Source organism: Staphylococcus sp. HMSC069E10, assembly GCF_001809205.1.
Taxonomy (GTDB): domain Bacteria; phylum Bacillota; class Bacilli; order Staphylococcales; family Staphylococcaceae; genus Staphylococcus; species Staphylococcus hominis.
On record NZ_KV796495.1, the window covers coordinates 23,008 to 38,717 of the forward strand.

Below are 15,710 nucleotides of genomic sequence, written 5' to 3' on the forward strand. Positions count from 1 at the left end.
AGTTTTTTAAAAAATTGAAAATTTCAGATATTTTTAGTATTGAATTACTCTTTTAGTTCCAAATATCATAATAAAAATACAAGAGTACAATAAATATCGTTTCAATTTCTATTGCACTCTTGCATTAATACTTTCACTATATTCTATTTATTTAGCGTATCTATGGCTTGTTTTAAATCTTGTACTAAATCTTCAGTGTCTTCAATACCGATTGATAATCGAACTAAACCATCTGTAATTCCTTCTTTAGCACGCACATCTGCTGGAATAGATGCATGTGTCATCAAAGCAGGTACAGAAATTAAGCTTTCCACCGCACCTAAGCTTTCAGCAAGGGTGAAATAGTGTGTTTCACGAATTAATTGTTTAGCTGCTTCTGTATCTTTGACTTCAAATGCAACAACGCCAGTATGACCACTTGCTTGAGCGATATGAATATCATGATTAAGATGACTTTCAATACTAGGATGGAACACTTGTTGTACTGATGGATGTTCTTGTAACATTTTCACAATACCTTCTACGTTACGATTGATTTGTTCCATACGTAACCCCAGTGTTTTAATTCCTCGAATTAATAAATAACTATCTTGTGGTCCTAATACACCACCTGTAGAGTTAGAAATAAATGCTAAGCGTTCACCTAATTCATCATTAGATGTAGCGACTAAACCTGCAACAACATCACTGTGTCCACCAATATATTTTGTTGCTGAATGTAATACAATATCGATTCCAAAATCTAACGGATTTTGATAGTACGGTGTCATAAATGTGTTATCGACTACAGAAATGAGTTGATTTTCTTTCGCAATTTCTGCTGCACGTCGAATATCTGTCACACGTAATAAAGGATTAGACGGCGTTTCGATATATAACATTTTTGTTTCTGGTTTAATATAATCTTTTACGTTTTCAATATTTGTAGTATCAACGAAATCAACATCAATACCAAATCGTGTAAAGACTTTTGTTAAAGCACGATAAGTTCCACCATACACATCAGAATTTAAAATTAAATGATCACCTTTATCTAATAACATTATAACAGCGCTAATCGCAGCCATACCTGAACCAAATGCAAATCCATGTTTACCATTTTCTAAATTCGCAATGACGCTTTCAATAGAAGCACGTGTTGGGTTTGCAGTACGTGAATATTCATAACCCTGTCTTAAATCACCAATATCATCTTGCAAATAAGTACTTGTTTGATAAATTGGTGTCGTTACTGCTCCAGTAAAATCATCCGTCGTATGTCCACCATGAATCATTTGTGTTTTTTTCTTCATTATTATTCTCCTTTGTATTCAAATATTTTTTTTGACATATAACGATCACTGCCATCTGGAAAAATTGTTACAATAATACCTTTATCAATACGACGTTTAATATCTAAAGCACCTTGTAATGCTGCACCAGATGAGCTACCAACAAGTAGTCCTTCTTGTTTAGCTAATCGTTTTACATTTTCAAATCCTTGATTATCACTAACTGTAATAATATCATCAACGATAGATTTTTCTAAAAATACCGGCCATTTTTCAGAGCCAATACCTTCAATATCATGAGCATGTGCTTTGCCACCATTCAAGACTGAGCCTTCAGGTTCAACAATAATATTTTTAACATTAAATTGTTGTAAATGTTTAGCTACACCGGTAAACGTTCCTCCAGATCCAGCACCAGCTACAAAATAATCAATGTGTGGTAATGCCTCTGTAATTTCTTTTCCAAGTGTATGCGTATAGGCTTCTGGATTATGTTCAGTTTCAAACTGGTTCATATATACTGCATCGTATTTGTCAGCATAATGACGCGCTTCTTTTTGTGCACCAATCATTCCCTTATTTTTAGGTGTTCGTTTGATTTCAGCACCCAATACTCGCATAATTGAAATTTTTTCTTCTGAAAATCCTTCTGGGGCAAAAATCACACACTTTAAATGATAACGATTAGCGGCCATTGCTAATCCAATTCCTGTATTACCAGCTGTAGCTTCAACGATGGTATCTCCTTTTACAATACGTTTTTCTTTTAGCGCAGTTTCTACAAGATATTTCCCTAGTCGATCTTTAATACTTCCACCAGGATTAAATTGTTCTAACTTCGCATAAATTTGTACATGTTCATCGCTAAAACTTTCTAATAATACTAGTGGCGTTTGTCCTATTAAATCATAAGTAATCATATCTTTCGTTCAATACACTCATGTAATGTCTGAACATACCTACTTTCTATAATCATATTCATTTCCAATATTTAATTTTAATTCTTACTCAACCGCTACGAATTATACGCTAACTTATATCTTATTGCAAAAAGCTAGATTCTTTATGTAAAATGTAATTAGTTATTGCGTTTAAGTACTCATATTATGATAAAAGTGAACTACTGGAAATGAATTAAATTTTACGATGAATCAACGTACAAAGGAGAATCGATGATGACATCTAAAGCAGACTTATCTTTATCCGTCTTTACTAAGGATGATTATAAAAATTTAAATTATAAAAATAGTACATTTAGAAACTCAATGTACGACGAAATTGAAGTAAATAAAAGTCACTTTAAACATTGTGATTTTAGCGAAGGTATTTTTAGGAATGTAAGCACTATTTCAAATTCAAAAATGATCAATTGTAATTTTGATAAAAGTATCTTTGAAAATGTAAATTTTTTCAAGACGCTGATTAGTAAATCAAATTTAACTGTTACCTCATTTGATGAAAATCATTTTAATACATTAACGATTGAACATTCTATTTTTAAAAATAGCAATATACGTAATGTAAAATTTGATAACGTCACGTTTAAAAAAGTGATTTTTGAAAATGTCACTATGGATTTGTGTCATTTTGAAAATGTAAAAATAAAAGATTGTATATTTAAACATGTCACTATTAATAATTCTTCAATTCCTGAAAAAATATTAAAAGAATTACATAAACAAGATGTTACGTTTGAAAATATGTAATTCAAATTATCTTTATGCTAAACAGAGTCTAGAACAACGATTTGTATTCTAGACTCTGTTTATTTTTGTTAATGTTAAAATAATTGAACAATAAAAACTAATATAATAATAATGGGCATCATATATTTAATTAAAATATACCATGGAACAAAAAGTTTAAATTTATCTTTCCCAAAGCTCTCTTTTAATGCTTGTTTATCTAATAATTGACCTACAACTAATGTCGTTCCTAATGCTCCTAATGGCATCAAGATATTCGATACGATAAAATCCATATTATCAAAAATTGTACCCGCTCCAAACTTAATTCCACTTAAACTGCTAAATGATAGTGTTGCTGGGATACTAATAATAAATACTAATATACTTGCAATAACTGATATAGCTTTTCGTTTAGTATTATCATTTTTAGTGAAATTTGAGACATTTAATTCCAATAAAGAAATAGAAGACGTTAATGCCGCAAATAAAAATAGAATTAAGAAAATTAAATAAAATACAATACCAAAGCCCATTTGATTAAATACTAACGGTAACACTTTAAATAAGAGTCCTGGTCCTTCTTGAGGTGCATAACCAAATGTTTTTAAAGCTGGGAATATTGCAAGTCCTGCTAATACAGAAACTAAAATATTCATAATAACAATTGAAATGGCGGAAGATTTAATCGTCATTTCCTTAGGCGCATAACTCGCATATGTAATCATACCTGTCGTGCCTAAGGATAGTGTAAAGAACGATTGACCTAATGCAAATAAGACACCCTTAACTGAAATATCTTCTATTCTCGGTTGTAATATATAGCGAACGCCCTCTAATGCTCCGTCTAATGTCAATGATTTAGCAACAACAATAATTAGAAAAACAAATAATAAGGGCATCATCATTTTAGAAGCTTTCTCTAAACCTTTTTCTACACCTAGCATAACGATAATCATTGTTAAAAGAATAAAAATACCCTGTCCCAACACAATTAACCACGGGTTACTAATTATTTTTTCAAATTTAATTTGAGTTAATGACGTATGTTCAACAGATAATAATTGTAAAAACACATTCCCAATATATATAACAATCCAGCCACCGATAACACTATAAAAGCCGAATAAAATAAAAACAGCTAAATTTCCATTCCACCCAATAATATTTAACCATTTTTTTCCTGTTAATTTACTATAAATTCGAGTCGTATAAGTGCGCCCCATTATTCCTACCGTAAATTCCATAATCAGTAACGGTAATCCTACAAAAATAGTAAAGATTAAAAATAAAAATAAAAAAGCGCCACCACCATAAATACCAGCCATATATGGAAACTTCCACATTGCGCCTAATCCTATAGCAGAACCAGCACTTGCTAGAATAAATCCGGTTGATGTTTTCCATTGTGATTGATTACTCATTTTCTATCTCCCTTTAACGCGTTAAAGCATGTGTGCGATTAAGTTCTACTCTAACATGTCTGACTAAATAGTGCAATATGCATATAAATGAGTATTAAAAAGATAAGAATAGATGTAAATGACATCTCTCAACTATTCTTATCGTTTAAACTTACTGTTACATTTATTTTTCAAAATCATATATTATGGATTGACCTTCATCTACTTCTTGAATATTCAAACTTTCGATATGATCAACATTAATGTAATGAACTTGTGAGTCATCTTTTAGAAATAAATAGGCCAATTCATCAAATTCATCAATAATACGCTGTATGCATGTGTCATAGTCTGGACCATCTTGGAACGTTTTAAATTCTTTATAAGTAGTTCCAGAAACCGTTGTATATATAAGTAAGAATGTACGTTTCATCTTATTACTCCTTTATTCAGATTTAAAAAAAGTTACAACTTGAGTGATAACGTCTTCATGTCCATCTCCATAAGTCATTAAATGACGACTTAACGGATGACATGTTAAATCTTTGTTATTACTATCAATATGATTAAAAATATAATGGGCACTATTTTGATAAAAGGCATCATCATTACCACCATACAAAATACGAGCGGGAACATGTATACGTTCTAATTCATTAGAAATTATCTCAATAAATGCTTTAAATTCTGCGATATGTGGTTGATAGTCTTGAATTGTTCCAAGTTGTTGTTGTGAAGTAGTTTCATCAAATTTCAATAATTGATTCATGCGCTGACCATAACGTTCCATACGCCACGCAATACTTTTTTCTTCTTTTTCACTTGGTGCAGACATCACTGCTATTTTAGAAACATCAAATAACTCAGCTAACTTTAATGTAAATAGTCCCCCTAGTGAGATCCCCGTTACAAAAATAGTGTCAAACCCTTTATTTTTTAAAAATTGATACCCTTCTAATACATCATTCCACCAATCCTGAATCGTAAATTGAGTAAATTGGTCTAAAGGTAAGCCATGTCCCTGATAATTTGGTGCAAAGCATGTGAAGTTTTCTTCATTAAGCGCCTTAGCTAATGGTTTTACATCACGAACAGTTCCTGTAAATGAGTGAAGTAATAATATCGCTTCTTTTCTTGAACCTTCTAAATAAATCGGATGTGGTGATTTGATTTTCATAGTATTCTCCCCTTTTAAAATACTTATGTTATGAAACTTAAGCTTTACTTCTTTCTTAATTTAATATTAAAGAGTGGTAACGTCATTGAAAATAAAGCAACCCAAATCATTCCTAACGAAAAACCACCAATGACATCAGTTAGATAGTGAGCGTGGAAATATAACCTACAACTTAATACGCCTATCCAAAATATAACGACAACTATAGCAATACTATATCGTATCGCTTTGTTTTTAATAAGTGGAATAACAACTAAGAGTATAGCTAAAGCAAATAATGTACTGGCATTTGAATGACCACTTGGAAATGAATATCCATGGTCTACTAAAAGATGGTTATACGGACGAGGACGAGCTATTATTTGTTTAATTAAAAAATTAACATAAGTTCCTGTATAAATCGTAACTAATAACCACAATGAAAGTTTATAATTTTTAAAAATTAAGATAAGTGCTAAAAATAACGTTATGTAGAGAATGGATTTTACTTCTCCAAAATTAGCACAAAACGTCATCATTTTATGCCAAATTGTACCGTCATAGTGTCTTCTAGGTTTACCAAAATAGTTGGTCAACTCATGTAATGAGTTTAAATCTAATTTTTGCATTAGTGTGGTATGATAAATGACATTCATTGCCGTTATTATAAAAATAATTAATCCAACAACAAACATAGAAATAGTTTTAGTTGGCGATACTTCTAATTTATTTTTCATATTTGTTTTTCCTTTACTACATTTGATACTAATATTTTATGAAAACTCTTTCAAATAATATATCCGTTCTTCATATTCATTAAAGTTTGAAGATGTATCACACAATTCATTCATCAATATGTTGACTACTTAACTTAACTCATTGATCGTATTGCCCTTTTATACCTCTAGCATCAGAATAGTCGGACAAATGATAATGAGTAAGAGGTTCTGATTGAATTGATTCGTTCGCATCTCTATCTCTCTTTTAATGTTAGTTAGATTTTACAATAAATGATAAAAATTCGCTTGTAAAAAAAGAGATTAGGAATTATTTTTTATATAACATTTCCTAATCTCTTCTCGTACTTATAACATTTTATTTTAAAGTGATTTTTCAAGGTTCTTATCTAATTTAAAAACAATAATACGTTCACCAGTAATTGTACTTAAATCACTATGGAAGCTTTTAACTTCAGTACCTGTGATTTTGAAAACAAGTTGCATTAAATCATCTTGTCCAGATTCCACCAGTTCTGAGCGTGTACGTTTAATGTTAAGTAATCCCTCTTGAGTTTCACATACACGATACTCCGCAGGCGTCAAAATACCTTGTAAGTTGACGATAATCATATCTCGTAGAATATCTGTCTTTACTGACAACGAACCACGTCCAAGAAAATCTTTTTCCCATTGCGTAATTGCTTTACTAATTTCTGCTTCATACATACCTTTCGATTTCGTCATTGCTATAACAAATCTCCTAATGTTTAATTAACATTAGTGTATCATTTTTTAAATTAAAATCGAATAGCTTACCAATCTTTAAAACTACCCTTTTCATCAATACTTGCAAGACGTACCCATTGATGATCGACTTTTTGTTTAAACTTAATATTATCATTAAGTAAACGTTGTATATAACGATCTGGTGCTTGAATCACGACTAATAATCGAATTGGAGCATGATAAATTTTATTGTCCCCTGCCATCACAGACTGCCATGGCAATCCAGCTAATAAATCACTTGAATTCCCTTGCATAACGCCAACACCAGAAGTGACAGATTGTGTTGTTTTATTACCGCTACCATAAAAATGTGGTGCCACTGTAGAGGCATAATACTGTAGGTTAATCCACTGTGCAACGAGTGCTGGACCAGAAATAATTGTATTTAGTAATTGACCATCAGGATCTTTCGCATAATCATAATTATGTAAAAATGCACGTCCTTCTAAATTACTACCTTCTGTAATACTTCGTTGCCCAATAATAAATTCTGCATTACGTGCTAAGCCCCATTCTGGACGGATTTCGCTCCAATCATTTGCAAAGCGATGTGCTTCCGCAATTGGATGTTTCAATTCTCTATCGCTTAAACGAGGTAATTGAGCAAGACGTTCTAAATTTGCATGATAACTTACACGTGGCATGGCTTCTTCTAAAATATCAAATGCTTTCTTTGCTTCTGATGTTAATGAGGGAACGTAAATCCATTCTAATTCATCAATTGATGTTTTATGTTCTGCAGCAACAAATACTGTCTCATCCGGAATATGAATGCCTTCAGCGGCTAACCCTTGACGTACTAAAGGTAAATTGCACATCATGGCAAGTAATTTCGCATTAAATCCACTTGAAGCTCCTCCACAAGCACCACATTCTAATGATGCATGGTAGGGATTATTGTTTGTTTCGCTTCCATGCCCTCCAAGTACTACTAATGGCGCAAAATTTGTAGTTAAATCCATTAATTGTAACGCTTGTTTCGTAAAAGCAATTTGTTCTTCTTCAGTAAATCCAACAGGCAAATCACTATGTACATGATGATCTCTATCAATCGTTAGCTTAGCATTCGGTTTTTTTAACCAATTTTTAGTCAATTTACGAATAAATACGCCTGTTTTCTTTGGCATTAATGTACTTGCAAGTGTATTTAAACTTAAAAATGGCCCACTTAATTCTGGCAATAATAAACTAGGTAGCACATTATTCTTCATTAATTTAAAAGTATAAAACATGGATGTAATGGAATGTTGCTGTTGATTATACGTATTTAATGCATGTCGCTCTGCATATTCTTTAATAGTATATGCAGGAGGTACCATCACTGGTAAAGAATCATGACTAAACTGTTCATCTAATGCTTTTTTTCGTATAGGTAAACCAAAGAAACCTGCAATTCCTATAGTTTCAAATGGCCCTTGATTTTCTAAATGACGACGAAATGGTTCAGAACGTACATCGATACAAAATGCAAGTTGTACTTTTGTAGGTTGTTTGTCACGCTTGACCGATTTATCGTAAATCATCTCAACAAGTTTGCGTTCGTGAGTTTCTTCCCAAGCCTCTAACCATAATTTCTTGAAGTATAATGGATTAAAATCATGAGCAAACTTCAAGTGTTCAATTTGACCCTCAATAGACATCTCAGCCCATTCATCAATCGTCATTTCACCATAATATAACCATTTACTCACAAGTTCTTTTATTCTTTTTTCAACATTTAAGACTGCCGGACGGCTCATTTTTTCAGTATCTAATAGAATACATTCCATTGTAAGGCGTATTGCAAGATATTGAGTTAATAAGTCTTTTTCATGTTCATGTTTTTCAGCACGATAATACATCATACCTGCCCAACCTGGTAACGATAAAAGATGTCCAGTTAAATAAAATTCATATTCATCTTCAGCAATATCTAGATGATTAAGTGCCATGATTAATGCGTCTTCATAGTTGTGTGGCAACATCTTAATCATTTTACGTTGAGTTTTAGTCAACATTGGATCATATTTCGCTAAATGTAACCAGGCTACATAGAACCCTTCTTCGCGTTTAGGCATTGTCCAACTTGATTGGAAAGTATCTAAATATAATTTTGACCATTTAATAATATGAGTATTTAACTCATCCATTAAAGATTCGCCTTTAGCATTAAATGCATTTGCACTTTTTGAACGTGCATAAGCGAATGACTCATTTTCGAATACTTTTTTGAGTTTTGAGACTTCTAATTTCAGATAGGCTTCTTTAGTAATTAAATCTCTCGGAATATCTTTAATATTCATAGCATTTTTGCAGTACGTATCCACATGAGTCTTAGGAATATCCGTCTTATAAGATTGAATAGCTTGTTGTACTTCTTCTTCAACGATATGTTTATCAATCTCACCATTTTCAAGCGCTGTCATTACAGAAGCATGGCTTGGATATAAATCAATATCACGCACATGTTTAAACCATTGTGCAACTTGATCAAAGGTTTGATACTCAAGTTCTTCCCATGGATTACGTGCTGCAAAGATTGAAATTGGTGAAAGTGGCGTAATCACACGACGTGCAGATTGAACAACGTCTTCTATATTAATAGTCATGTAAATGTTCACCTCTTATAAATATTTCTTTAAATAATTTGGATGGCTTTCTACAGATTTAAATTTAGCTTCTCCAATTTTAATTAACCATAAGTAAACTTTAGCAAAGGCTGTAGATGTACGATGGCGAGCGACCCAAATACTAAAAATACTACCTAGCACTAAAATTGCAATACTAATGATAATACTAATTAACGGTGGATGGGCAGGAGCCATATATACATGATGGAGTATATTAACAAATACTTGATGAGTCACAATATAAACCATTGCAACAACTACAATCATTGTAATACCTATAAAGCGTCCCATTACTCCTTTATTTAATGCTACAAGTTGATTCCATGATACAGAGATAGACCAAGCTAAGATAAATGCACTAATCAAAATATATGGACTATGGTCACTTGTCATAAAAAATACAATTGCAATAATCAATGCAAGAGCTCTTCCAAGTATTATCCATCCATATGATTTCTTAATATTAGGTGGAGTTGGTATATTAAATCGTCTGACAACTGAGCCTGATTGTAAGAATAATGTAGCTTTAAATATACCATGCAATATTAAATGGATAATCGCAGCTGAATAAACACCCATTGCACATTGAACGAGCATAAAACCCATTTGACTCATCGTTGATCCAACAAGTTGTCGTTTATAATCAACATGTACTAAACTAATGCCCGAACCAATCAATACTGAAATACTAGAAATAATTAATAATATTGTAAGAGCAATAGAATTATCAAATATCGGTGAAAAACGCGTTAAAATAATGCCCCCCGCATTAACTATACCGGCATGCATAATAGCTGATACAGGTGTAGGCGCAACAACTGATTCAATTAACCAACTCTGAAATGGATATTGCGCAGCTGGAATAATAACAGCAACAACAAGCAATAAATCAATAACTAATTTTAGACCATGATTTAGAGCATAGTCATAATTTTGAGAAGGATCGATTGTCCATTCTCCTGTTCCTATGTATAGCAAAATAACCGCAATTAATAGCGCTAACCATCCAATAATAAAGGAACGTGCAGAAACTTTTGCTGCCTCCGCTGGAACTTTCCAAGTTTTATTCAATCTAATTAGTTGCGTTAAACAAAATAACGTTAATCCCCAGCATAAAGTCATTAAACGTAAGTCATTGCTTAACCATCCTAGTGAAGCAAAAATAGTTATAAATGTATATAAAGGAAAATACTTACGATAATTGTGATCTCCTAATAAATAACGCGTTGAAAACTTTTGAATAATAAAACCTAACGCTAAAACAAAAGCACCTACTAACCAAGCAAGTTTATCTAAGGCAAATATGCCAATAACTTCTCTTTCATTTATAGTCACTAACCCTACAATACCTACAATAACTGGCAATAGAAGTAAAGCTAAGTGAAATCTTATGTATTTAACTGGAACTGAGGGGATTAAAACAATCAACCCACTTAACGCTGCCATAATAAGCGTTATAAAAAATAATATAAGTAAACTACTCATACTTAACATTATCATTCCTCCACTTTTAAACTGTAACCTATATATAACTATTGCTTATAATATAATAAAACACCTACAATAGTTTAGTTTTATCCCATTAAAAAGGACGACTATCTATTGTAGGCTTCTTTTATGCTCATTCAATATATTTATTAATGCTCTTTAAGCAACCTATAATTTAGATTTAAGTACATTAGTTTTACCCTTCAATTAAACAATAAAGTAAATGATACTTTTTGCCTCATTGCTTGATATAAACCTATGTATAATTTAATGCATATTAAATACAATATATGAAAATATCAACTAAAAGTCAAATTTCTAATATATAAAAAGAGTTTGAGACGATAAAGTATGTCCCAAACTCTCACGGATAAAATGAATTTACTTCATTACTTATAAAATAACATATTTTGTTCAATATTCATGTAACAATTCTGTGAAAACGCTTAATTTTTTTGTAAAGTTTTTTTATATTTTATTTGCTTTTTTTGAATAATGAAGGATGACTATCATATTTTTGTGATTACCTTAGCTTTTTTGTCTTTAAATTTATTTTAATATTAAATCATTCTTTGTATCGATAACTTTAGCGCTTTAACAAGTTAAACTAGATTAAAATAAAGAAAGGTATAGTACTGATGCAAAATAAACAATATACATTAACCATTTCATTTATAATAAGTAGTCTCATTTTTTTAATAACTATTTTTTCGGTTTTTACTAAGTCGTTATGGACACATATATTAGATTTACAATCATTCTATTGGTTCTTAAACACATTTGGCGAACCAAAAATGAATTTCAAAGGTAATTGGTTCAATGACTTTATGACGTTTCTAGCATCATACGGTGATATTGCAACCTTTATTACCCTGACCCTTATCATCGCAACTATTGTTTTAATTAAGCGACGCTTCTTATTAGCAATATGGTTACCGACAACAGTAGCTTCAGCAGGTATCATAGGTATTGCGTTAAAAGACATCATTCATCATTCAAGACCTTATGATCACTTAACAATTGATGCAGGATTTTCATTCCCAAGCGGACATGCTTTAACAAGTACGATTGTTATTTTTGCTCTTATTTTTGTACTTATCCCTAAATTAGGAACTATCTGGGTAAAACGCATAATAAATACGGTGTTAATTGTAGTATGGTTAGGTATTTTATTTTCAAGATTATACTTCCATGCTCACTATCTCACTGACGTAGTTGGCGGCATATTTTTTAGTTTTTCATGGTTATTCATATCATTGATGGTGTATCAATATATTCTTCAAAAAGTACACCATAGAACATCATTACAACAAAGACGATAATCATTTCAATCAAAAAGAAATTAGCATAAACGTCCAAATTATTGAATTTAATAAAAAAAAGCGAGCATTTCTCACGAAAATGCTCGCTTTTTTTAATGGGCTACTCCCATTCTATAGTGCTTGGTGGCTTAGAAGTAATGTCATAGACGACACGGTTTACATGGTCTACTTCATTAACTATACGACTAGAAATTTTTTGTAATACTTCCCAATCGATACGTGCAAAATCACTTGTCATACCATCAATTGATGTTACAGCACGAATACCTACTGTATGATCATACGTACGATAATCACCCATAACACCTACAGATTGAATACCTGGTAGTACTGTGAAGTATTGCCAAATCTCTCTTTCAAGACCTTCTTCTCGAATCACTTCACGTAAAATCGCATCAGATTCACGAACGATTTCTAATTTATCTTCCGTAATTTCACCTAACACACGAATACCTAAACCAGGACCTGGGAATGGTTGTCTCCATACTAAATGTTCAGGGATACCTAATTCAATACCTAAGGCACGAACTTCATCTTTAAATAATGTATTAATAGGTTCAATCAATTCAAATTCCATGTCTTCAGGTAATCCACCTACATTATGGTGAGATTTAATTGTTTGCGCTGTTTTTGTACCTGATTCAATCACATCTGTGTAAAGTGTACCTTGTGCTAAGAAATCAACATCTGTTAATTTAGCCGCTTCATCATCAAACACATATACAAATTCATTACCAATGATTTTACGTTTTTTTTCTGGATCAGAAACGCCTTTTAGTTTTTCCATAAAACGTTCTTTGGCATTTACACGAATAATATTCATATCAAAGCCTTCACCGAATTGTTCCATTACCATATCGCCTTCGCCTTTACGAAGTAAACCATGGTCTACAAAAATACATGTTAATTGATCACCAATGGCCTTATGCAATAATACTGCAACAACTGATGAATCTACACCACCGCTCATGGCACATAATACTTTACGATTGCCTACACGTTCACGAATTTTTTCGATTTCAATTTCAATGAAGTTTTCCATTGTCCATTCACCTGTACAATTACATACACGACGGACAAAATTTCTTAGTAAATCATTACCGTATTCTGTATGACGTACTTCTGGGTGGAATTGCACACCATAAATACGACGTTTTTTATCTTCGATAGCAGCATAATTTGTACTTGGGCTATCAGCAATAACTTCAAAACCTTCAGGAATTTCAATGACTTTATCTGAATGACTCATCCACACTGTTTGTTCTTCTGGTAAACCAAAGAATAACTCATCAGATTTTGCTTTAATAATTGCTTTACCATATTCACGTTCATTTGCACGTTCAACTTTACCGCCTAATAGTTTGGTTGTAAGTTGCATACCGTAACAAATACCTAACACTGGAATACCTAAATTATAAATTTCAGGATCAATCGTAAATGAACCTTCTTCATAAACAGAATTTGGACCTCCTGAAAGAATAATACCTTTAGGATTCATACGTTTAATTTCATCTATAGAAATTTCATGATCGTGTAATTCACTGTAAACGCCCATTTCACGAATACGACGTGTAATTAACTGGTTATATTGACTACCGAAATCTAAGACAAGAATTAACTCTTGTTCTTTAGCCATTTCCATAATAGTAAATCTCCTTTAAATTAATTTATGTAAACAATAGAAAGACGCTTTTCATATTTATAAAGACAATAAATAATTTCAACCTCTATAAACAATTTATAGAAAAGCGTACTTTCTTAATTTAATCGCTTCTTGCTCACCTTACATTAAAATGAATAGTTTGGTGATTCTTTAGTAATTTGTATGTTATGTGGATGACTTTCCGCTAAACCTGCAGGGCCCATACGTGTGAATTGTGCTTCTTCACGCAATACTTTTAAGTTTGGTGAACCAGTATAACCCATACCAGCTCTTACTCCACCCATAAGTTGATAAATGGTATCTTGTAATGGTCCTTTATAAGCTGTGCGACCTTCAATACCTTCTGGAACAAATTTTCTAGGAGATTTATCTTCTTGGAAGTAACGATCATTTGACCCTTTTTCCATGGCTCCAAGAGAACCCATTCCACGATATACTTTATATTGTCTACCTTGGAAGACTTCAGTAGCGCCTGGGCTTTCTTCAGTACCAGCTAATAAGCTACCTAACATAACAGCATGACCACCAGCCGCTAATGCTTTAATAATATCACCAGAGAATTTAATACCACCGTCAGCAATAATCGCTTTACCATGTTTACGTGCTTCAGTAGCACAGTCATATACTGCAGTAATTTGTGGTACACCTACACCTGCAACGACACGTGTTGTACAGATTGATCCTGGTCCAATACCTACTTTAACCACGTCTGCACCTGCTTCAAATAAAGCGCGTGTCGCTTCAGCAGTTGCAACATTTCCTGCAATAATTGTAAGGTCAGGATATTTATCTTTCATTTTTTTGACTTGCTCAATCACACCTTTAGAATGTCCATGCGCTGTATCAATAATTAACGCATCTACTCCTGCTTCTACAAGTTTTTGTGCACGAATTTCAGTATCTTTAGATGTACCGATAGCTGCTGCTGCAAGTAAACGACCATGCTCATCTTTCGCTGCATGAGGGAATTCAAGTACTTTTTCTATATCTTTAATTGTGATGAGACCTTCTAAACGACCATTTTCTACTAATGGTAATTTTTCAATTTTATGCTTTTGAAGGATTGCTTCTGCTTCATCTAATGTTGTACCAACTGGAGCTGTAATTAAATTTTCTTTAGTCATCACATCTGAAATTTTAATTGAGAAATCTTCAATAAAACGTAAGTCACGGTTTGTAATAATACCAACGAGTGTTCTTGATTCTTCATCTTTTACAATAGGCACACCTGAAATACGATATTTACCCATTAATGCTTCTGCTTCATAAACACTTTCATCTGGTGTTAAGAAGAATGGATTCGTAATAACACCATTTTCTGAACGTTTTACTTTTTGTACTTCATCAGCTTGCTCTTCAATGCCCATGTTTTTATGGATGACACCTAAACCACCTTGACGTGCCATAGCAATAGCCATTTTAGATTCAGTTACTGTATCCATACCAGCAGAAATAACTGGAATATTTAATTTAATTTTATCTGATAATTCTACGCTTAAATCAACATCACTTGGTAATACGTCTGATGCAGCTGGAATTAACAAAACATCGTCAAAAGTTAATGATTCTTTAGCAAACTTATTTTCCCACATTTATAACACAGCCTCC

13 protein-coding genes are annotated in these 15,710 nt (G+C 32.2%); 2 read left to right on the top strand and 11 right to left on the bottom strand.

Annotated elements, in window-relative coordinates:
- Positions 1–143 precede the first annotated feature (143 nt).
- Positions 144–1,292, bottom strand: coding sequence for a bifunctional cystathionine gamma-lyase/homocysteine desulfhydrase (locus HMPREF2561_RS09405; protein ID WP_017175193.1), 1,149 nt, complete (start codon positions 1,290–1,292; stop codon positions 144–146).
- A 2-nt stretch (positions 1,293–1,294) separates the two neighbouring features.
- The gene (locus HMPREF2561_RS09410) at positions 1,295–2,191 is read right to left on the bottom strand and encodes a PLP-dependent cysteine synthase family protein (protein ID WP_017175192.1); all 897 of its coding nucleotides are present in this window, start codon (positions 2,189–2,191) and stop codon (positions 1,295–1,297) included.
- 255 nt (positions 2,192–2,446) lie between these two features.
- Here HMPREF2561_RS09410 and HMPREF2561_RS09415 point away from each other — a divergent pair, with 255 nt between their 5' ends.
- Positions 2,447–2,977 carry a pentapeptide repeat-containing protein gene (locus HMPREF2561_RS09415; protein WP_017175191.1) on the top strand — a complete coding sequence of 177 codons (531 nt, stop codon included), beginning with the start codon at positions 2,447–2,449 and terminating at the stop codon, positions 2,975–2,977.
- A 74-nt stretch (positions 2,978–3,051) separates the two neighbouring features.
- On the opposite strand, the gene HMPREF2561_RS09420 is transcribed toward HMPREF2561_RS09415, so the two are convergent.
- From HMPREF2561_RS09420 to HMPREF2561_RS09450, 7 genes are all read right to left on the bottom strand, one after another.
- Entirely contained in the window at positions 3,052–4,380 is a 1,329-nt protein-coding gene (locus HMPREF2561_RS09420; RefSeq protein WP_070468714.1) for a sodium-dependent transporter, read from the bottom strand.
- Positions 4,381–4,543: 163 nt separating this feature from the next.
- A complete protein-coding gene (locus HMPREF2561_RS09425; RefSeq protein WP_017175189.1) occupies positions 4,544–4,792 on the bottom strand; it encodes a hypothetical protein in 249 nt (82 codons plus the stop codon).
- A gap of 12 nt (positions 4,793–4,804) precedes the next feature.
- Complete coding sequence (locus HMPREF2561_RS09430) at positions 4,805–5,536, bottom strand: alpha/beta hydrolase (protein ID WP_017175188.1); 732 nt, start codon at positions 5,534–5,536, stop codon at positions 4,805–4,807.
- Positions 5,537–5,580: 44 nt separating this feature from the next.
- Positions 5,581–6,252, bottom strand: a complete 672-nt coding sequence (locus HMPREF2561_RS09435) for a phosphatase PAP2 family protein (RefSeq protein ID WP_017175187.1) — start codon at positions 6,250–6,252, stop codon at positions 5,581–5,583.
- Between the two features lie 363 nt (positions 6,253–6,615).
- Positions 6,616–6,978 (bottom strand): Na-translocating system protein MpsC family protein, encoded by a 363-nt coding sequence (locus HMPREF2561_RS09440; RefSeq protein ID WP_002447992.1) that lies wholly within the window; start codon positions 6,976–6,978, stop codon positions 6,616–6,618.
- A 68-nt stretch (positions 6,979–7,046) separates the two neighbouring features.
- Entirely contained in the window at positions 7,047–9,608 is a 2,562-nt protein-coding gene (locus HMPREF2561_RS09445; RefSeq protein ID WP_017175186.1) for a DUF2309 domain-containing protein, read from the bottom strand.
- Between the two features lie 15 nt (positions 9,609–9,623).
- Positions 9,624–11,123: an NADH dehydrogenase subunit 5 gene (locus tag HMPREF2561_RS09450; RefSeq protein WP_069723791.1), complete on the bottom strand. Its 1,500-nt coding sequence runs from the start codon at positions 11,121–11,123 to the stop codon at positions 9,624–9,626.
- 788 nt (positions 11,124–11,911) lie between these two features.
- On the opposite strand from HMPREF2561_RS09450, the gene HMPREF2561_RS09455 reads away from it, so the two are divergent.
- Complete coding sequence (locus HMPREF2561_RS09455) at positions 11,912–12,439, top strand: phosphatase PAP2 family protein (protein WP_228451900.1); 528 nt, start codon at positions 11,912–11,914, stop codon at positions 12,437–12,439.
- Positions 12,440–12,539: 100 nt separating this feature from the next.
- Here HMPREF2561_RS09455 and guaA read toward each other — a convergent pair whose 3' ends face one another.
- The gene (gene guaA, locus HMPREF2561_RS09460; RefSeq protein WP_017175183.1) at positions 12,540–14,081 is read right to left on the bottom strand and encodes a glutamine-hydrolyzing GMP synthase; all 1,542 of its coding nucleotides are present in this window, start codon (positions 14,079–14,081) and stop codon (positions 12,540–12,542) included.
- A gap of 146 nt (positions 14,082–14,227) precedes the next feature.
- Positions 14,228–15,694, bottom strand: coding sequence for an IMP dehydrogenase (gene guaB / locus HMPREF2561_RS09465; RefSeq protein ID WP_048681372.1), 1,467 nt, complete (start codon positions 15,692–15,694; stop codon positions 14,228–14,230).
- Positions 15,695–15,710 lie beyond the last annotated feature (16 nt).

What these genes read in the sequence shown, in the direction of transcription:
- HMPREF2561_RS09405 (WP_017175193.1), bottom strand. Translation starts at nt 1,292, where the DNA reads ATGAAGAAAAAAACACAAATGATTCATGGTGGACATACGACGGATGAT.
- HMPREF2561_RS09410 (WP_017175192.1), bottom strand. Translation starts at nt 2,191, where the DNA reads ATGATTACTTATGATTTAATAGGACAAACGCCACTAGTATTATTAGAA.
- HMPREF2561_RS09415 (WP_017175191.1), top strand. Translation starts at nt 2,447, where the DNA reads ATGACATCTAAAGCAGACTTATCTTTATCCGTCTTTACTAAGGATGAT.
- HMPREF2561_RS09420 (WP_070468714.1), bottom strand. Translation starts at nt 4,380, where the DNA reads ATGAGTAATCAATCACAATGGAAAACATCAACCGGATTTATTCTAGCA.
- HMPREF2561_RS09425 (WP_017175189.1), bottom strand. Translation starts at nt 4,792, where the DNA reads ATGAAACGTACATTCTTACTTATATATACAACGGTTTCTGGAACTACT.
- HMPREF2561_RS09430 (WP_017175188.1), bottom strand. Translation starts at nt 5,536, where the DNA reads ATGAAAATCAAATCACCACATCCGATTTATTTAGAAGGTTCAAGAAAA.
- HMPREF2561_RS09435 (WP_017175187.1), bottom strand. Translation starts at nt 6,252, where the DNA reads ATGAAAAATAAATTAGAAGTATCGCCAACTAAAACTATTTCTATGTTT.
- HMPREF2561_RS09440 (WP_002447992.1), bottom strand. Translation starts at nt 6,978, where the DNA reads ATGACGAAATCGAAAGGTATGTATGAAGCAGAAATTAGTAAAGCAATT.
- HMPREF2561_RS09445 (WP_017175186.1), bottom strand. Translation starts at nt 9,608, where the DNA reads ATGACTATTAATATAGAAGACGTTGTTCAATCTGCACGTCGTGTGATT.
- HMPREF2561_RS09450 (WP_069723791.1), bottom strand. Translation starts at nt 11,123, where the DNA reads ATGTTAAGTATGAGTAGTTTACTTATATTATTTTTTATAACGCTTATT.
- HMPREF2561_RS09455 (WP_228451900.1), top strand. Translation starts at nt 11,912, where the DNA reads ATGAATTTCAAAGGTAATTGGTTCAATGACTTTATGACGTTTCTAGCA.
- guaA (WP_017175183.1), bottom strand. Translation starts at nt 14,081, where the DNA reads ATGGAAATGGCTAAAGAACAAGAGTTAATTCTTGTCTTAGATTTCGGT.
- guaB (WP_048681372.1), bottom strand. Translation starts at nt 15,694, where the DNA reads ATGTGGGAAAATAAGTTTGCTAAAGAATCATTAACTTTTGACGATGTT.